Genomic DNA, 18,095 nt, shown 5'->3' with positions numbered 1-18,095 from the left:
CTATCCGTGACGACCGTCGCGCCTAAGCCGATCGTGACCAGGCCCTGGCCGGTCAGGCAGCAGGTCAAGGGTTCGGCCATCGCGCGGATCCTGCGGACGACGGACGCGAAGCAGATCGGGATCATGTACATGATCACGGCCTTCGTGTTCTACATCCTCGGCGGGTTCATGGCCCTGTTGATGCGCGGCGAGCTCGCCCGCCCGGGCATGCAGTACCTGTCGCCGGAGCAGTACAACCAGCTGTTCACCATGCACGGCACGATCATGCTGCTGTTCTTCGCGACGCCGATCGTGTTCGCGTTCGCGAACTTCGTGGTGCCCATCCAGATCGGCGCCCCGGACGTGTCTTTCCCGCGGCTCAACTCGTTCGCGTACTGGCTCTACCTGTTCGGCGGCACGATCACCATCGGCGGGTTCCTGACCCCCGGCGGCGCGGCCGACTTCGGCTGGTTCGCGTACACGCCGCTCAGCGACTCCCTGCACTCGCCGGGCGTCGGCGGGAACATGTGGGTGGTCGGCCTGGCACTCTCGGGTCTCGGCACCATCCTCGGTGGCGTCAACATCATCACGACGATCATCACGCTGCGCGCGCCCGGCATGACGATGTTCCGGATGCCGATCATGACGTGGAACATCCTGGTCACCAGCCTCCTGGTGATCATGGTCTTCCCGTTCCTGGCCGCCGCGCTGTTCGCGCTCGCCGCCGACCGCATCCTGGGCGCCCACGTCTTCGACGTCGCCACCGGCGGCCCGATGCTGTGGCAGCACCTCTTCTGGTTCTTCGGCCACCCCGAGGTCTACATCATCGCGCTGCCGTTCTTCGGCATCATCACCGAGGTCATCCCGGTGTTCAGCCGCAAGCCGGTCTTCGGCTACAAGGGCCTCGTCGGCGCGACGCTGCTGATCGCGGCGCTGTCGATGAGCGTGTGGGCCCACCACATGTTCGTCACCGGCCAGGTGCTGCTGCCGTTCTTCAGCTTCCTGAGCTTCCTCATCGCGGTACCGACCGGCATGAAGTTCTTCGTCTGGATCGGCACGATGTGGCGCGGGCAGATCAGCTTCGAGACGCCCATGCTGTTCGCCATCGGCTTCCTGGTGACGTTCCTCTTCGGCGGCCTCACCGGCGTGCTGCTGGCCTCGCCGCCGCTCGACTTCCAGGTCTCGGACTCGTACTTCGTCGTCGCGCACTTCCACTACGTGCTGTTCGGCACGATCGTGTTCGCGGTGTTCTCCGGCATCTACTTCTGGTTCCCGAAGATGTTCGGCCGGATGCTCGACGAGCGCCTCGGCAAGATCCACTTCTGGCTGACGTTCGTCGGCTTCCACACCACGTTCCTGGTGCAGCACTGGCTCGGCGCCGAGGGCATGCCCCGCCGGTACGCCGACTACCTGCCGACGGACGGCTTCACCACGCTCAACATGATCTCGACGCTCGGTGCCTTCGTGCTCGGCGCGTCCACGCTCCCGTTCATCTACAACGTGTGGAAGTCGTACAAGGTCGGCGAGCTGGTCACGGTCGACGACCCCTGGGGCCACGGCAACTCCCTGGAATGGGCGACGTCCTCCCCGCCGCCGCTGCGCAACTTCGACCGCATGCCCCGCATCCGCTCGGAACGCCCGGCCTTCGACGCGAAGTTCCCCGAACTCGCGGCGGGCGAGCAGTCCATCTCCGGCCCGCCGGAGGGCGGCGCCCGCATGCTGAACCCGGAATCGGACGGCGGCGCGACCTACAAGGAAGACCTCAGCGACCGTCACAGCTGACACCCACGCAGCACGGAGAGCCCGCCCCGGTGGCCCACCCACCGGGGCGGGCTCTTTCGTACGCCCAGGCTGCCCGACCCACGCGGCCCGGCCCAGGCTGCCCGGCCCACGCGGCCCGGCCATCCCGGCCCGGCCAGCCGCCGGGCCGCCCGTGGCCGCCTGACCGCCGGCCGCGTGGTTCCTCAGGATCGCGCGGCGTGGCCTGAGCCGGGCCGGCCGCCGCAGCCTGGCCGCCGGGCGCTCGGCTGCTGCGCCGCGCTGCTCGGTCTGGTCGACCGTGCGCACGCCGCCGCCTTGCTGCCCTGTTGGGCCAGCCGCGCCACCGGCTCGCCCGCGCCACCCGCTCGCGGCGCCCCTGCCGCGCGCCTGCCCACCCCGCGTGCCCACCCGCGTCCCGCATCCTGCCGCGAGCCCGCGCCGCTCGCCCGCCCCGCTCGTGCCGGGCCCTCCCGCTCGTGCCGCGCCCGCCTGCTCGTGCCGCGCCCGCCTGCTCGTGCCGCGCCCGCCTGCTCGTGCCGCGCCCGCCTGCTCGTGCCGCGCCCGCTCGCCCGTCCGCCCTGCGCACCCGTGCCGCGCCCGCCCGCCCGCTCGCGCCCGACCGCGGCACCCGCCCGCGCCCTGCCGCGGGCCCGCGCCTCTCGCCCGCCGCGCACCCGTGCCGCGCAGCCGCGGCGCCCGCTCGTCCCGCGTCGCTCGCCCACCCTGCGCACCCGTGCCGGGCCCGCTCCTGCCGGGCCCGCCTGCTGGTGCCGCGTCTGCTCGCGCCGAGCCCGCCCGCTCGCGCCGAGCCCGCCCGCTCGCGCCGAGCCCGCCCGCTCGCGCCGAGCCCGCCCGCTTCGTGCCGCGCCCGCCCGCCCGCGCCGAGCCCGCCCACTCGAGCCGAGCCCGCCCGCTTCGTGCCGCGCCCGGCCGCGACGCCCGCCCGCCCGCGCCGAGCCCGCCCGCGCCGAGCCCGCCCGCGCCGAGCCCGCCCGCGCCGAGCCCGCCCGCGCCGAGCCCGCCCGTGCCGCGCACCCGCGCCGCCCGGCTGCTCCGTCCGCCCGCCGCCCGGTGCGTCCGGCGGCCTGGCGCGGGCCGTTGCGCACAGGGATATGCGGCCTGGTCATGCGGGGTGGCCCGGGGTGAGCTCCGTCAAATGCGTGGGAATTGTCGTACCCCAGGCGGAGACTGTCCGGCGGAGGTTAGGACCGCAATGACACTCACGCCTTACCGGGAGACGCTCGCCCTGCGCGGGATCAAGTCGCTGCTGATCGTGGCGACGCTGGCCCGTATTCCCATCACCGCCGGCAGCGTCACGCTCACGCTGCACGTCACCCAGGACCTCGGTCTCGGGTACGGCGCTGCGGGGCTGGTGGGGGCCGCCTTCACCATCGCCGCCTCGCTCGGCGCGCCGGTGATGGGCCGGATCACCGATCGCAGGGGGCTGCGGCCCGTCCTCGTGCTCACCACCGTCGCGGAGGTGGTCTTCTGGACGGCTGCGCAGGGGGTCCCGTACTGGGCGCTGCTCGTCGCCGCCCTGATCGGCGGTTTCCTGACGCTGCCCGCGTTCGCGGTGGCACGGCAGTCGATCGCCGCGCTCGCCCCCGAGTCGCACCGGTTGCCGGCCTTCGCCCTCGACTCCATCACCACGGAGTTGTCGTTCATGACCGGGCCGGCGCTGGGCGTGCTCATCTCCACGACCGCCGGTGCCCGGGTCGCGATGCTCGTCGTCGGCGCCGGCATCCTGCTCTCCGGCGTCGGGCTGTACCTGCTCGACCCGCCGATCCGCGGCCACGGCGAGGCGCCGATCTCCGCCGGCCACCGGGTGCCCCGGAGCACCTGGCTGCGGCCCCGCCTGATCGCCGTACTGGCCATCACCAGCGCCGCCACGCTGGTCCTCAGCGGTACGGACGTGGCCGTCGTCGCGGTGCTGCAGCATTCCGGCGAGGTGAAGTGGACCGGGGCGGTGCTCGCCATGTGGGCCGCCTACTCGTTGCTGGGCGGCTTCACCTACGGGATGGTCCGGCAAGGTCTGCCGCCCCTGTTCCTGCTGGCCCCCATGGCCCTGCTGACGATCCCGGTCGGGCTGGGCGGCTCGCACTGGTGGCTGCTCGGCCTGCTCCTGCTGCCGGCGGGCGCCCTGTGCGCGCCGACGATCACGGCCACGGCCGACGCGGTGAGCCGTCTGACACCGGCCACGGCGCGCGGCGAGGCGATGGGCTGGCACAACTCGTCGCTGACCGTGGGGGTCGCGCTCGGCGCCCCGCTGGCCGGCGTGGTGATGGACACGCTGTCGCCGGCGTGGGGTTTCGTGGCGGTCGGCGGGGTCGGCATGCTGGTCGCGCTGCTGGTAGCCCCGATCGAGCTACGCCGCCGCCGCGCCGACGAGGCGGAGGCAACCAGCAAGGCGGCGAACGAGGCAACCAGCAAGGCGACCGGCGAGGCAACCAGCAAGGCGACCGGCGAGACCTCCGGCAACGCAGCCGGCGAGGCAGCCGCACGGCCGGCGGGCGAGGCCGGGAAGCCGGCCGGCGACGATGCCGGAACGCGAGCCGCTGACGGCGCGGCCTGGGAGATCGGCGCGGCGGGGCCGGCCGTGGACTTCCCGACCGAGGACGCCCCGGCCACGGCACGCTGAGCTCAGGTGCCGGTCGACCACCGCCGACCGGCACCGCAACAGCTGCTCAGCCGGCCCGGGCCGGCACCGCGAGAATCCTTCAGCCGGCGAGAACGATCGGCGTCCCCAGTGTCGTGACCGCGGCCTCCTCGAACTGGCGCAGCGCCGCCTCGGTGGTCGCCTCCGCCACCCCGGCCGTCATCCCGAGCAGTACCGTCGTCTTGAATCCGGCCTTGCGCGCGTCCAACGCCGTCGCCCGGACGCAGTGGTCGGTCGCGATGCCCACGACGTCCACCTCGGCGACGTCCCGGGCGCGCAGCCAGTCCGCGAGGTGCTCGCCGGAATCGGTGTGTCCCTCGAAGCCCGAGTACGCCGCCGCGTGCTCGCCCTTGTGGAACACGGCCTCCACCCGGTCGGTGGCCAGCGACGGGTGGAATTCGGAGCCGGGGGTGCCGACCACGCAGTGGGACGGCCAGGAGTCGACGAAGTCCGGGTGCGCGCTGAAGTGCGCGCCCGGGTCGATGTGGTAGTCCTTCGTCGCCACGACGTGGTCCCAGCGGCGGGCCGGGGCGGTGTCGGCCAGCGCCGACGAGATGGCCGAGGCCACGCCCGCGCCGCCCTGCACGGCCAGGGAGCCGCCCTCGCAGAAGTCGTTCTGCACGTCGACGATGATCAAGGCTCGAGTCACGAAGACCTCCGGGTTTCCAGGAACTCAGCTGGTGGCGACGACGGTGACCGGGATCGCGGGGTCGCCGGCCGACAACTTCAGGCCCTCCCACGGGATCGAGATCAGGCACTGGCGCAGGTGGTCCCGGGACTCCTGCAGGGCCGGCAGCTCGGCGATCTCGCCGCCCGCCACGAACGAGCGCTGCAGCAGCCGGTCGTTGGCCTGGTGGTCCGGCACGCCCTGGGAGACGACGATCTCCTCGGTGGCCGTACCCGTCGGCTTGTGGCGGCGGATCGCCGTCTTGCGGCCGCCGACCGTGGCCTTGTTCTCGGAGCGCTTGACCACCGGGCGGCCCTCGACCTCGACGAGCTTGTAGACCAGGCCGGCCGTCGGGGCGCCGGAACCCGTGACCACCGCGGTGCCGGCGCCGTACATGTCGACCGGTTCGGCGGCGAGGGTGGCGATGGCGTACTCGTCCATGTCGCCGGAGACGACGATCTTCGTCTCGGTGGCGCCGAGCGAGTCGAGCAGCTCGCGGGAGTGCTGGGCCAGGACCGACAGGTCGCCCGAGTCGATGCGTACGGCGCGCAGATCCGGCCCGGCCACCGCGATGGCGTTGCGGATGCCCTGCGCGATGTCGTACGTGTCCACGAGCAGCGTCGTGTTCTTGCCCAGCGCCGCCACCTGGGACGCGAACGCGGCCGTCTCGTCGTCGTGGAGCAGCGTGAACGCGTGTGCGGACGTACCCGTGGTCGGGATGCCGTAGCGGCCGCCCGCCGCGAGGTTGGACGTGGACGCGAAACCCGCGAGGTAGGCCGCGCGCGCCGCGGCCACGGCACTCTCCTCATGGGTACGGCGGGAGCCCATCTCGATGATCGGCCGGCCCCGGGCGGCGGTGACCATCCGGGCGGCCGCCGAGGCGATGGCACTGTCGTGGTTGAGCACCGACAGGATCAGCGTCTCCAGCACCACGCATTCCGCGAAGCTGCCGGACACGGTCAGGATCGGCGAGCCGGGGAAGAACAGCTCGCCCTCGGCGTACCCGTCGATGTCGCCCGTGAACCGGTAGTCCGCGAGCCAGGCTGCCGTGGTCTCGTCGACGATGCCCGCCTTCCGCAGGAAGGCCACGTCCTCGTCCGAGAAGCAGAAGTCGCGGATCATCTCGACGAGCCGGCCCTGGCCGGCGGCGACGCCGTAGCGGCGCCCGGTGGGCAGCCGGCGGGCGAAGACCTCGAACACGCTGCGACGCTCGGCGGTGCCGTCCTTGAGGGCGGCGCTGACCATCGTCAGCTCGTAGTGGTCGGTCAGCAGGGCGGGCGCGAAGCGGTTCACAGCTCGCCTCCTCGGCCACGGCCGGCGAGGCGCGGGCGGAACTCGGTGCAGTCAGTCACGCCGACCACCCTATTGCGGCAGGAGCCGCAGCGCCGGAGCTAGCTCGTTCCTGCCGCTGACCCCGAGCTTCGTGTAGACGCGCTGTAGGTGGTTCTCCACGGTCCGTGGGGACAGGAAGAGCCGGTCGGCGATCTCGCGGCTGCGGACGCCGCCGGCCGCGAGCTCCGCAACCTGCCTTTCGCGTACGGTCAGCGACGGCTGGACCGCGCGCAGGGCGGGGGTACGCAGCACGCCGCAGCGCGCCAGAACGTCGGCGAGGAGCGTGCTGGCCGCCAGCGCGCGGGTGTCCCGGGCGGTGCGGAAGATCCTTACGGCGCCGGCGGCAGCCTCCGCGGCGTAGAGCTGGTAGCCGAGCACGGCGAACTCCCGGGCGATCGAGAAGAGCTCCTCGCCGTCGCCGTCAGCGCCGGCCCGCGCGTGCCGGACGAACAGGGGCGTGGCCCGCCCGCCGACCGTGCCGCCGAGCTCGGACATCCGCTCGGCGGCCAGGTCCGTGCGCCCGAACCGGACCAGGTCGTACAGCAGGATCATCTCGTGGGCGTGGAACCCGTCGGCCCGGGTGCGGGCCACGGCGTCGGACAACACGCGTACGGCGGCAGTCATCTCACCCGCGCATGCATGGGTCCACGCCAGTGCCTGCTCCCGCAACGGGTAGTACAACGCGAGGATGCCCTCGCCGGCGCTCTCGGCGATCTCCAGGGAGGCCGTGGCCAGGGCGACGTCGCCGCGCAGCGCTGCGACCTTCGTGCGTGCGTAGTGGGCGTTGCCGTCGTAGAGGCGGGCCGCGGAAAGCGCCGCGCAGGCCTGCTCCACGGCGCGCAGCGCGTCGTCCGTACGCCCCCGCAGCCAGTTCGCCGAGCCCTGCAGCAGCGAGACCCAGCCCGAGCCGAAGCCGAAGCCGCCCGCCTGGGCCAGGTCGGCGAACTCGGCGGCCAGGATGCGGTCGATGCCGGGCAGGTCCTGGCTGACGCTCACCAGCGTCCCCTCGGTCATCTGGAACGCGAACTGCAGCGTCGGGGTGTCGCGCCGCCACGACCGGGTCTCCGCTTCGATCACGGTCAGCATCTCCCGGCCGCGGTCGAAGCCACCGGCGACCGCGGTCAGGAACGCGGTCACGCACTGGGCCAGCGCCCGGGCGGGTGGCTCGGCGGCCGGCTCCCCGGCGACCGCGGCCGCGAGCGCGCGAGCCTGCGGCAGGTGGTTGAGCTGCAGGCGGATGAACGACTCCAGCGCCCGCACCCGGGCCAGGTCGGCCGGGTCCGTCAGCTCGACGGCGGCCAGCGTGTCGGCCGCCCGGGGGTCGCCGAGCCCGAAGAACTCGACCGTGGCCCGCGCCGCGATGTACCGGGCGTCCCGCTCCGGCGCCTCCTCCAGGACGGCGAGGGCCCGCCTCGGCTCGTCGAGGAACAGCAGGACGGTGGCGAGCAGCTCGATGGCCGGGTAGCCGGCACCCGCGTCCCGGGCGGCCGCTGCGAGCCGGCGCGCGAGGACCATGTCGAACTTGCCGAACGCCTGGGTCGCCGCGCCGAACAGCAGGCCGCTGTCCTGGGCCGTACCGGAGTCGAGCCGCCAGACCGCCACCCGGAGCAGGTCGTCGCGACGCCGCGCGCCCACGTTCTCGACCAGGTCGGCCAGCGTGGCGAGCAGCCGCCGGGCCCGGGTCACCGGGCAGCGGCGGCGCACCACCTCCCCGTACAGCGGATGGCCGAGCCGGACGTTGCGCCGCCGCCCGTCCTCGACGACCCGGATCAGCCCGCGCTCCTCGGCCTCCTCGACGGCGGCCGGGTCGGCGACGCGCAGCAGCAGCGCCAGCCCGATCGGCTCGCCGAAGGAGACCAGCTCCAGCACGTCGCGCACGCCGCCGGTGAGGCGCCCGATGCGGGTGTCGACGAGCTCGGCGAGGCTGGGCGCCAGCGTGAGGCGGCCGGTCCAGCGCCAGAAACCGTACGCCTGGACCAGCTCGCCGCCGCTGAGAGCGGCCATCACCAGCTCCCGGAGCAACAGCGGGTTGCCGCCACCCAGGCGGCTGAGGCGCTGCGCGGAGCCGGCCTCGACCGGGCTGCCGACCAGCGTGGCGAGCAGGGCGCGGGACTCATCCAGCGACAGCGGGGTGAGCTCGGCGTGACTGACCAGCCCTTCGGTCCACAGTGCGCTGATCGGCGGCGGCACCGGCTCGGAGGTGCGCAGGGTGCCGAGCAGCGTGGCGTCCTCGCGGACCAGCAGGTGGGCGAGGGCGGCGGAGGGCGCGTCGAGCAGGTGGATGTCGTCGACGGCCAGCACGATGGGCCGGCCGTCCGCGGCGGCGTGCAGGGCGTCCACGGCCCAGCGGAGCAGTCCCGCGGGGGACAGGCCGGCGGGCGGATCCGCGGGCAGGATCTGTGCCAGCCCGCCGAACGGCAGTCCCGAACTCGCGATGTTGGCGGACGCCCGGAATACTGCCCATCGGTCGGCCGGAAGTGCGCTCACCGCCTCCCGCAGCAAACGGCTCTTGCCGATGCCGGCCACGCCGCTGAGAATCAGGCCGCGCTCGGTTTCGCTGGTGGCGACCCTCTGGAGGCGGGACAACTCGGCGGCGCGCCCGACGAAATCCCAGTGCTCCACGCGGCCAGCATATCGAGATGCGTCATCGTCGAATCACCGCCTGTACCCCCTCGGGGAATGAGTATCCGCGTACGAAACGGTGAGTAATCAGACACCTGTTATGGCACCCGCGCCGCCCATTACGGTTCGGCGGGTGCCGGCGCGACGTGCCCGGGCCCTGCCTGGCGGGGCGGGCCCGGGCGCCTGCCGGCCGTTCGCACCCGGGCCCTCTCCGGTCCGCCCGGGACCCTCTTCGCAGGTGGCAGATCGGCGTGACTCCGGCGCTCCCACGACGTTCGACGCGGGTTCGTGACCGCGTCTTGTCTCGGCGGCCCGTCCCGTGCCCGGATCGGCGTGGCACGATGGGGGGCATGGCGATGCCTCAGGTCGCTCCTGTCGAGACGCCGCAGATCGAGGAGGTACCGGCTGATGACCGGCCGTGGGTGACGATCGTCTGGGACGATCCCGTCAACCTCATGTCGTACGTGACATGGGTCTTCCAGAAGCTCTTCGGCTACAGCCGCGACAAGGCCGAGGAGCTCATGCTCGACGTCCACAACAAGGGCAAGGCCGTGGTGTCGACCGGTGCGCGGGAGCGGATGGAGATGGACGCCTCTCAGCTTCATGGCTACGGTCTGTGGGCGACGGTGGACCGCGCGTGAATTGTCAGCTTCAGATCGATACTGGGCGGGTGATCGACTGATGTTCCGGCGCAACGGCAACCAATGTGTGGCCACGTTCGCCGTGGACGAGGTACGGGTGCTGCGCAAGGTGGCCGGCGAGGTCGTCGGGCTGCTCATGGACGGCTTCGACCACACCGACCCCGTCGTGTCGCGGTTGTTCCCGGACATCTATCCCGACCGGCCCGACGACTCCGCCGAGTTCCGCCTCTACACCGAGGGCGACCTGAAGACCGGCAAGATCGACCAGGCGGGCGCGATCCTCGCGGCGCTGCCGGACGACGGCCCGGGCGAGGTGCGCCTCGACGGCGAGGAGGCCGAGGCCTGGCTGCGGGCGATCAACGACGCGCGGCTGGCCATGGCGACCCGGCTGGACATCAAGGCGGACACCGATCTCGGCGACGAGCTCGACGAGGCCGTCATCCACGACCCGGGCTCGAGCCGGGTCTTCCAGCTCTCGGTGTACGCGTACCTCGGCTACCTGCAGGAATCGCTGCTCAACGCGCTGCCGGAGATCGAGGAGCGCTGAGGGCGCCGGATCTCCCGGCGCCCCCGATCAACGCTTGCCCATCGCCGCTCAGTTGCCGGCGGCGTCCAGCTCGGCGAGCTCGCTGTCGTCGAGCACCAGCTCCGGCGCCTGCGCGGAATCGGTGATCGACTCCGGCCGGCTCGCGCCCGGGATGGGGATGACCACCGGGCTCTTCGCCAGCATCCACGCGAGCGTCACGCGCTGCGGGCTCACCCCGTGCGCCTCGGCCACCCGGCCGAACGCGCCGAAGCGCTCACCCAGCTCGCTCGCCCGGGAGATGCCGCCCAGCGGCGACCAGGGCAGGAAGGCGATCCCCAGCTCGTCGCAGAGCCGCAGCTCCGGCTCCGACGAGCGGAACGCGGGCGAGAACTGGTTCTGCACCGAGACCAGCCGGCCGCCGAGGATCTCCTGGGCCTGCCGGATCTGCTGCACGTCGGCGTTCGAGATGCCGGCCATCCGGATCTTGCCCTCGTCGAGCAGGTCGCGGATGGCGCCGACGGAGTCCGCGTACGGCACGTCGGGGTCCGGGCGGTGGAACTGGTACAGGCCGATGGCCTCGACCCCGAGACGCTTGAGCGACGCCTCGGCGGCCTCCCGCAGGTACGCGGGGGAGCCGTTCAAGGTCCACGAGCCGTCGCCGGGCCGCAGGTGTCCGCCCTTGGTGGCGACCAGCACGCCGGAGGTGTCCCCGCCCCAGCTCGCCAGGGCCTGGGCGATCAGGGACTCGTTGTGGCCCACCTCGTCGGCGTGCAGGTGGTACGCGTCCGCGGTGTCGATCAGCGTCACACCGGCGTCCAGGGCGGCGTGGATCGTGCGGATCGACCGGTCGGTGTCGGGGCGCCCCTCGATGGACATCGGCATGCCGCCGAGCCCGATGGCGCTGACCTGGGTGTCTCCGATTGTTCGCTGCTTCATGCCCCCGGGACTACCCGCCGCGGTACCGGATACGCCAGGCGAATGCGCGTGAGGACTGCCACGCCCGCCGTACGCCCGCCTCACGGTAATGTGAACGACGTGCTGACCATCGACAGCGCGATCCTCGAAGCGATCGTCGCCCACGCCCGCCGGGACCACCCCGACGAGGCCTGCGGCGTGGTCGCCGGGCCGATCGGCAGCGACCTGCCGACGCGGCACATCGTCATGGACAACGCGGCGCGCTCGATGACGTTCTACGAGTTCGACTCGATGGAGCAGCTGCGGGTCTGGCGCGAGATGGACGACAACGACGAGGAACCGGTCGTCATCTACCACTCGCACACCGCGACCGAGGCTTATCCGTCCCGCACGGACATCTCGTTCGCCGGTGAGCCGGGCGCGCACTATCTGCTCGTCTCGACCCGTGAGCCGGATTCCGAGGAAATCCGATCGTTCCGTATCGTGGACGGTGTGGTGACCGAGGAAGAGGTCAACATCGTGGATGCGACGGTGGAGGCGTGAGTATGAGTGCGGACGGGCACGCCGTCCAGTCGTACATGTTCGGGCAGAGCCCCGCGTCGGTCTACTACGAGTGTCGCTGAGCGTCACTTCCGACCCGCCCCCGAACGTCTCTCGGCACACTCTTTCTAGGAGCATTACAGTCATGGCTATCGAAGTTCGCGTCCCGACCATCCTGCGCAGCTACACCGGCGGCGCGAAGGTCGTCGAGGGCTCCGGCGACACGCTGTCCGGTCTGATCGACGACCTGGACGCCAAGCACTCGGGCCTCAAGGGCCGGCTCATCACGCCCGAGGGCGGCCTGCACCGGTTCGTCAACATCTACGTGAACGACGAGGACGTCCGCTTCCTCGGCGCGCTCGACGCCAAGGTCAGCGACGGCGACTCGGTCACCATCCTCCCGGCCGTGGCCGGTGGCGCCCTCGGCTTCGCCGCGGCGGCCGCCCTGCTCGGGCGCCCCACCTCCGCCGCCGGCGCGTCCCTCGGCCGTTCCTTCAGCGCTGTCACCGGCTCCACCGAAGGCGAGTAATCCGATGGCTCGCTACGAGAGCCTTCTGGACGCCTGCGGGGGTACGCCGCTCGTCGGTCTGCCCCGGCTGTCACCGACGGTGCCCGAGGGGGCGCCGCCGGTGCGGCTCTGGGCCAAACTCGAGGACCGCAACCCGACGGGCAGCATCAAGGACCGTCCGGCGCTGTTCATGGTGCGCGAGGCGGAGGAGTCCGGCCGCCTCCGCCCCGGCGACACCATCCTCGAGCCGACCAGCGGCAACACCGGCATCTCCCTGGCCATGGTCGCGAAGCTGCGCGGCTACCGGCTGGTCTGCGTGATGCCGGAGAACGTCTCCGCGGAACGCGTCCAGCTGCTGCGCATGTACGGCGCCGAGATCATCTTCTCGCCGGCGGCGGGCGGCTCCAACCAGGCCGTCGCGACGGCGAAGCAGATCGCGTCGGAGCACCCGGACTGGGTCATGCTCTTCCAGTACGGCAACCCCGGCAACGCCCGCGCCCACTACGAGACGACGGGCCCCGAGCTCCTGCACGACCTGCCCACGATCACCCACTTCGTGGCGGGCCTGGGCACCACGGGCACGCTCATGGGCACGGGCCGGTACCTGCGCGAGAAGGTGGAAGGCATCCAGATCGTCGCGGCGGAACCCCGCTACGGCGAACTGGTGTACGGCCTCCGCAACATCGACGAGGGCTACGTCCCGGAGCTCTACGACGCCACGGTGCTGAACCGCCGCTTCTCGGTGGGCACCCGCGACGCCGTCCTCCGCACCCGCCAGCTCGTCGAGGTGGAAGGCATCTTCGCCGGCTTCTCCACAGGAGCGATCCTGCACGCGGCGCTCGCGGTGGCCCACGAGGCGGTCAAAGCGGGCAAGCGCGCGGACGTGGCGTTCGTGGTGTGCGACGGTGGCTGGAAGTACCTGTCAACCGGCGCGTACGGCGGGACGCTCGCGGATGCCGAGGATGCGCTGGAGGGGCAGCTCTGGGCCTGACGGCCCACCGGGCGGGAGCTGAGCCCCTCGGACCGTCGGCAGGCTGCCTACCGGACCATCAGCCAGCAGCCCCCTACCCGGGGCATCCGCACCTGGGCCGGCCGGTCGGCCTCGCATCCCGGGCTGTCGGCGGGCCGGCCGCATCCTCAGCAGGCTGCCCGGACGGTCGGTGAGCCGCCCGGCGGCGATGTCGGTGGGTCGCCCAGCGGTGGGTCGCTCGCCCGGATCGCCTGCCGTCCGCCCGATCGTGCCGCTTCGTCCGTGATGCCGGCGCTTCCTCTCAGCGGTCGGTAGCGCCGGCCCTTTCCGGTGATCAGTAAGCGACGGCCAGCATGACGTCCGCCGCCAGGGGCACGGCCGCGCCCAGCAGGAGCAGCCAGGGCAGCACCCGCCGGTGGATCGACAGGAACGCGCCCACCGACAGCGCCACGCTCACCATGCCGAGGAACGCCAGCACCCACGTGTACCAGCCGGGCGCCCCGCCGCCGATCTGCGACACCAGCCCGCGGATGCCGATGCCGACCCCGGTCAGGCCCAGGAGCGTCGCGTAGATCGACATGCCCAGCAGACGCCGGGCGCCGGGGGCCGGGTCGTCGGCCGCCGGGAAGCGGAACAGGACCTCCTCGTCGCTGAGTTCCGTACCCGCGGGGCCGGTGGGTTCCCAGCCGAACGGCACGACCTCCGGCGCCGTCACCTCCCGCGTACGGGCCTGTTCCTGCACCTCGGTCGTCGTCACTTTCGCCCCTCCGAATTGCCCGGTGTCGTCCCTTCACCCTGTGCAACGGGCGCGACTCACGAGGCGTAACGCGACCGAAAATGACCCAGCTCACGGCGGGTGTGACATAGGTTGTCGATTTAGCGACAAATCGATCAGACGTTTACGTGACGCGCTGGTCCCGGCGTAGGCTGCGCAGCGTGATTGACTGGTCTGCATTCCCAGCCGAGGGGCGGGTGGTGGGGACGTGGACGACCGAGCGTGAACCAGAGGAACCCGCATGCGACTGACCGTTCTCGGCTGTGCCGGCAGTTTCCCCGGCCCCGAGTCGGCCTGTTCCGCCTATCTCGTCGAGGCCGACGGTTTCCGGCTGCTGATCGACTTCGGCTCCGGCTCCCTGTCCGCGCTCCAGCGGTACGCGGGCATCGATGCCGTCGACGCGATCCTGCTGACCCACCTCCACTGCGATCACATGCTCGACGCCTGCACCTACGTGGTGGTTCGCCGTTACGCCCCCGGCGGCCCGATGCCCCCGCTGCCGGTCTACGCGCCCCTGGGCGCCGCCGAGCGCATCTCCGCCGCGTACAGCGCGGAGAACGAGCCCGTCGACGACGTGTACACGTTCTACGGGCTGCAGCCCGGCACGTTCCCCATCGGCCCGTTCACGGTGACCGCGGACCGGGTCAACCATCCGATCGAGACGTACGGCGTCCGCGTCGAGCACGACGGCCACGTCCTGGCGTACTCGTCGGACACCGCGCCCTGTGAACCGTTGCTGCGCCTGGCGCAGGGCGCCGACCTCTTCCTGTGCGAGGCCAGCTACCTCGACGGCGTGGTCAACCCGCCCGACCTGCACCTCACCGGCCGCGAGGCGGGCGAGGCGGCCACCAAGGCCGACGTCGGCCGCCTGCTGCTCACCCATCTGGTTCCGGCCTGGGGTTCGGAAGCCTCTACTGTGGAGGCCGCCTGCGCCGCGTACGCGGGTCCGGTTGAGGTGGTTCGTCCGGGTGCCCGCTACGATCTCTGAGCTTGCCGAGGGGACGGCACGAGCGCACCATCGGAATCGATTGTGACCTTGGAAGGCCCTGCATGACCGACTGCACCGAACTGCGCTTTCCGTCGGCGGGCAACGGCCGTGCCGGTGAGGGCCAGGAGGGCATGCCCAGCAGACTCGGCATGACCGACTGCACCGAACTGCGCTTTCCGTCGGCGGGCAACGGCCGTGCCGGTGAGGGCCAGGAGGGCATGCCCAGCAGACTCGGCATGACCGACTGCACCGAACTGCGCTTTCCGTCGGCGGGCAACGGCCGTGCCGGTGAGGGCCAGGAGGGCATGCCCAGCAGACTCGGCATGACCGGTCGATCGGTGGGCGGGCGTGGACTGCGCATCGTCCGACTGGCGAACTTCGTCTCGCCTCGCTCCGGCGGTCTGCGGACCGCACTGCGTCACCTCGGCGAGGGCTACCTGAGGGCGGGCCACGAACCGATCCTCATCGTGCCGGGGCGTGAGCGTTCCGACGAGATGACCGAGCAGGGCCGCGTGATCACGCTGCCGGGTCACCACCTTCCGCGTACGGGCGGGTATCGCGTGCTCGCCGGGCGCCGGGAGCTGACCCGGCTCCTGGACCAGCTGGAGCCCGACCGTATCGAGGTCTCCGACCGGTCCACGCTGCGCTGGACGGGCCGCTGGGCGCGCGAGCGTGGCGTGGGCTCGATGATGGTGTCCCACGAGAGCCTGGCCGGCCTGCTCGGCGTGTGGGGGATGCCGCACCGGGACTCGCTCGCCGACCGGCTGAACCGGCGTACCGCGGAGACCTTCGACCAGATCGTGTGCACCACGGCCTTCGCGGCGGCCGAGTTCCGCCGGCTGGGCGTGCCGAATCTCGTGGAGATCCCGCTCGGGGTCAACCTGCGCCAGTTCCATCCCAGCCGCCGCGACTCCGCGCTGCGGGAGCAGTACGCCCGCCCCGACGAGCTCCTCGTCGTCTACTGCAGCCGTCTCTCCGCCGACAAGCGCCCGGAGCTGGCCGTCGACACGATCGGCGCGCTGCGGGCCGCGAAGGCTCCCGCCGTGCTCGTCATGGCCGGCGACGGTGCACGCCGGGCCGCGCTCGCCTACCGCTCGGCCCGCCTGCCGGTCCGCTTCGCCGGCCACATCACCGACCGGGATGCCGTCGCCGCCCTGCTCGCCACCGCGGACGTGGCAGTCGCGCCGGGCCCGGTGGAGACGTTCGGGCTGGCAGCCCTGGAGGCTCTCGCCTGCGGGACGCCGGTCGTCGTCAACGCCGCCAGCGCGCTTCCCGAGGTCGTGGGGGAGGCGGGCATGGCCGTGCCCGGGACTCCGGAGGCGTTCGCGGAGGGCGTACGCCAGCTCATGGAGCGTCCCGAGCGGATCCGCCGCGCCGCCGCGCGCGCCCGGGCCGAACTGTTCGGCTGGCCGCAGGCCGTCGAGGGGTTCCTGCGGGCGCACGGAGCGCAACCGGCGCTGCGCCCGCCGACCGTCATGGCCCGGCAGAGCGTGCGGGCGTTGCGCCCGGCGGTGCCTGCCACGGTCGCGACCTCCACCGCCTGGGCCGCCGCTTCGTCGGATCATCTCTGACCCCCTTCCTTCTGGGCTCGAAGCATGGCAGTCCGGCGGATTCCGGGGCTGGGTTGTCCACATCAGCGCGGGGTGTCTACGAGGCTGTCGACGATTCGGCGGCTTCCGGCCCGGCGATCATGGCTGTGAGCAGGGGCGGGTTGTCCACAGGGCGGGACCTCGGCGACCGGGGCGGCCCGTTGTCCACAGGCCCGGCACCCGGCGGCGCGAAGTCGTCACGGTCCGCCTAGGCTCTTGGCCATGGCACGACCCGACGGCCGAGAGCCGGATCAACTCCGTCCCGTGACCCTCACCCGCCGGTGGAGCATCCACCCGGAGGGATCGGTGCTGGTCGAGTTCGGCAACACCCGCGTCCTGTGCACGGCCAGCGTGACCGAGGGCGTGCCCCGCTGGCGCAAGGGCTCCGGCCTGGGCTGGGTCACCGCCGAATACGCGATGCTGCCGCGCGCCACGAACACCCGCGGCGACCGCGAGAGCGTCAAGGGCAAGGTCGGCGGGCGCACCCAGGAGATCTCCCGCCTGATCGGGCGCAGCCTGCGCGCGTGCATCGACCTGAAGGCCCTCGGCGAGAATTCGATCGTTCTGGACTGCGACGTCCTGCAGGCCGACGGCGGCACCCGCACGGCCGCGATCACCGGGGCCTACGTGGCCCTGCACGACGCGGTGACCTGGCTCGCCGACCGCAAGAAGCTGGCCGGCAAGCCCGTGTCGGTGCTGCACCGCTCGATCCAGGCGGTCAGCGTCGGCATCATCGCCGGCGAGGCCCGCCTCGACCTGATGTACGAGGAGGACGTCGCCGCCGAGGTCGACATGAACGTCGTGTGCACCGGCGACGGCGACTTCGTCGAGGTCCAGGGCACCGGCGAGGCCAACGTGTTCCGCCGCGACCAGCTCGACGCCCTGCTCGACCTGGGCGTTCTCGGCTGCGCGGAGCTCGCCGCCGCCCAGCAGAAGGCGCTCGCCTCGTGACCGCCCGCCTGCTGCTGGCCACGGCCAACAGGAAGAAGCTCGTCGAGCTGCAGCGCATCCTCGACCTGGCGCTCGGCACCGGGCGGACCGAGCTCGTCGGGCTCGGCGACTTCCCCGACTACCCCGACGTGCCGGAAACCGGTCTCACGTTCGGGGAGAACGCGCTCATCAAGGCCCGCGAGGGGGCGTCGCGCACCGGGCTGCCGACGGTCGCCGACGACTCCGGCCTCGCCGTGGACGCCCTCAACGGCATGCCCGGCGTCTTCAGCGCCCGCTGGTCCGGCGGGCACGGTGACGACCAGGCGAACCTCGACCTGGTCCTGGCCCAGATCGGCGACGTGCCGGACGAGCATCGCGGCGGCGCCTTCGTCTGCGCGGCGGCCCTGGTCCTGCCCAACGGCCGCGAACACCTCGTCGAGGGCCGCCAGACCGGGCGCATCCTGCGCGCGCGGCGCGGCACGGGAGGCTTCGGGTACGACCCGATCTTCCTCGGCGACGGCCAGGACCGGACCAACGCGGAGCTCAGCCCGGCGGAGAAGGACGCGATCAGCCACCGGGGGAAGGCGTTCCGGGAGCTGGCGAAGGTGATCGCCAAGGAACTGCCCCGCTGAGCCGTGGAGGGGCCGGGCCGCCCGAGCGGGCCACCTCGGCAAGCCTGCTCCCTCTACCATTCCA

The 18,095-nt window shown here is 72.3% G+C and carries 14 protein-coding genes and 2 pseudogenes; 11 read left to right on the top strand and 5 right to left on the bottom strand.

The genetic code is table 11. From position 1 onward, the window contains the following. Positions 1–6: 6 nt before the first annotated feature. Positions 7–1,761, top strand: coding sequence for an aa3-type cytochrome oxidase subunit I (gene ctaD, locus COUCH_RS33220; RefSeq protein ID WP_249609124.1), 1,755 nt, complete (start codon positions 7–9; stop codon positions 1,759–1,761). A gap of 1,192 nt (positions 1,762–2,953) precedes the next feature. Beyond that, positions 2,954–4,123, top strand: a pseudogene (locus tag COUCH_RS33215) (MFS transporter); the annotation flags it as partial. Positions 4,124–4,457: 334 nt separating this feature from the next. Here the strand turns inward: COUCH_RS33215 and COUCH_RS33210 are convergent. From COUCH_RS33210 to COUCH_RS33200, 3 genes are all read right to left on the bottom strand, one after another. After that, positions 4,458–5,045: an isochorismatase family protein gene (locus COUCH_RS33210; RefSeq protein ID WP_249609122.1), complete on the bottom strand. Its 588-nt coding sequence runs from the start codon at positions 5,043–5,045 to the stop codon at positions 4,458–4,460. A 24-nt stretch (positions 5,046–5,069) separates the two neighbouring features. After that, positions 5,070–6,356 carry a nicotinate phosphoribosyltransferase gene (locus COUCH_RS33205; RefSeq protein WP_249609121.1) on the bottom strand — a complete coding sequence of 429 codons (1,287 nt, stop codon included), beginning with the start codon at positions 6,354–6,356 and terminating at the stop codon, positions 5,070–5,072. Positions 6,357–6,425: 69 nt separating this feature from the next. After that, complete coding sequence (locus COUCH_RS33200; RefSeq protein ID WP_249609120.1) at positions 6,426–9,017, bottom strand: LuxR C-terminal-related transcriptional regulator; 2,592 nt, start codon at positions 9,015–9,017, stop codon at positions 6,426–6,428. Positions 9,018–9,367: 350 nt separating this feature from the next. On the opposite strand from COUCH_RS33200, the gene clpS reads away from it, so the two are divergent. Both clpS and COUCH_RS33190 read left to right on the top strand, forming a co-directional pair. Further along, positions 9,368–9,658 carry an ATP-dependent Clp protease adapter ClpS gene (gene clpS / locus COUCH_RS33195; RefSeq protein WP_199515309.1) on the top strand — a complete coding sequence of 97 codons (291 nt, stop codon included), beginning with the start codon at positions 9,368–9,370 and terminating at the stop codon, positions 9,656–9,658. 40 nt (positions 9,659–9,698) lie between these two features. Further along, positions 9,699–10,205: a DUF2017 domain-containing protein gene (locus COUCH_RS33190; protein ID WP_249609119.1), complete on the top strand. Its 507-nt coding sequence runs from the start codon at positions 9,699–9,701 to the stop codon at positions 10,203–10,205. A gap of 48 nt (positions 10,206–10,253) precedes the next feature. Here COUCH_RS33190 and COUCH_RS33185 read toward each other — a convergent pair whose 3' ends face one another. Beyond that, positions 10,254–11,120, bottom strand: coding sequence for an aldo/keto reductase (locus COUCH_RS33185; protein ID WP_249609118.1), 867 nt, complete (start codon positions 11,118–11,120; stop codon positions 10,254–10,256). A 99-nt stretch (positions 11,121–11,219) separates the two neighbouring features. Here COUCH_RS33185 and COUCH_RS33180 point away from each other — a divergent pair. From COUCH_RS33180 to COUCH_RS33170, 3 genes and pseudogenes are all read left to right on the top strand, one after another. Next, a pseudogene (locus COUCH_RS33180) lies at positions 11,220–11,722 on the top strand (Mov34/MPN/PAD-1 family protein). Positions 11,723–11,784: 62 nt separating this feature from the next. After that, on the top strand, positions 11,785–12,168 hold the full coding sequence (locus tag COUCH_RS33175; protein WP_249609116.1) for a MoaD/ThiS family protein: 384 nt from the start codon (positions 11,785–11,787) through the stop codon (positions 12,166–12,168). Between the two features lie 4 nt (positions 12,169–12,172). Then, on the top strand, positions 12,173–13,138 hold the full coding sequence (locus tag COUCH_RS33170) for a PLP-dependent cysteine synthase family protein (RefSeq protein WP_199515314.1): 966 nt from the start codon (positions 12,173–12,175) through the stop codon (positions 13,136–13,138). A 313-nt stretch (positions 13,139–13,451) separates the two neighbouring features. Here COUCH_RS33170 and COUCH_RS33165 read toward each other — a convergent pair whose 3' ends face one another. Beyond that, on the bottom strand, positions 13,452–13,874 hold the full coding sequence (locus COUCH_RS33165; protein WP_249609115.1) for a hypothetical protein: 423 nt from the start codon (positions 13,872–13,874) through the stop codon (positions 13,452–13,454). 259 nt (positions 13,875–14,133) lie between these two features. Between COUCH_RS33165 and COUCH_RS33160 the strand changes: the two genes are divergently transcribed. The 4 genes from COUCH_RS33160 (at position 14,134) to rdgB (ending at position 18,031) form a co-directional block, all read left to right on the top strand. Beyond that, positions 14,134–14,880 carry an MBL fold metallo-hydrolase gene (locus tag COUCH_RS33160; protein WP_199515316.1) on the top strand — a complete coding sequence of 249 codons (747 nt, stop codon included), beginning with the start codon at positions 14,134–14,136 and terminating at the stop codon, positions 14,878–14,880. A gap of 62 nt (positions 14,881–14,942) precedes the next feature. Beyond that, positions 14,943–16,451 carry a glycosyltransferase gene (locus COUCH_RS33155; RefSeq protein ID WP_430640845.1) on the top strand — a complete coding sequence of 503 codons (1,509 nt, stop codon included), beginning with the start codon at positions 14,943–14,945 and terminating at the stop codon, positions 16,449–16,451. A 240-nt stretch (positions 16,452–16,691) separates the two neighbouring features. After that, positions 16,692–17,420: a ribonuclease PH gene (rph, locus tag COUCH_RS33150; protein ID WP_249609114.1), complete on the top strand. Its 729-nt coding sequence runs from the start codon at positions 16,692–16,694 to the stop codon at positions 17,418–17,420. Then, entirely contained in the window at positions 17,417–18,031 is a 615-nt protein-coding gene (rdgB, locus tag COUCH_RS33145; protein ID WP_249609113.1) for an RdgB/HAM1 family non-canonical purine NTP pyrophosphatase, read from the top strand. The genes rph and rdgB overlap by 4 nt, the downstream gene beginning before the upstream one ends. Positions 18,032–18,095 lie beyond the last annotated feature (64 nt).

This window comes from Couchioplanes caeruleus (assembly GCF_023499255.1).
GTDB classification, from domain to species: Bacteria; Actinomycetota; Actinomycetes; order Mycobacteriales; family Micromonosporaceae; genus Actinoplanes; species Actinoplanes caeruleus_A.
This window is presented reverse-complemented; position numbering and strand designations above follow the sequence as displayed.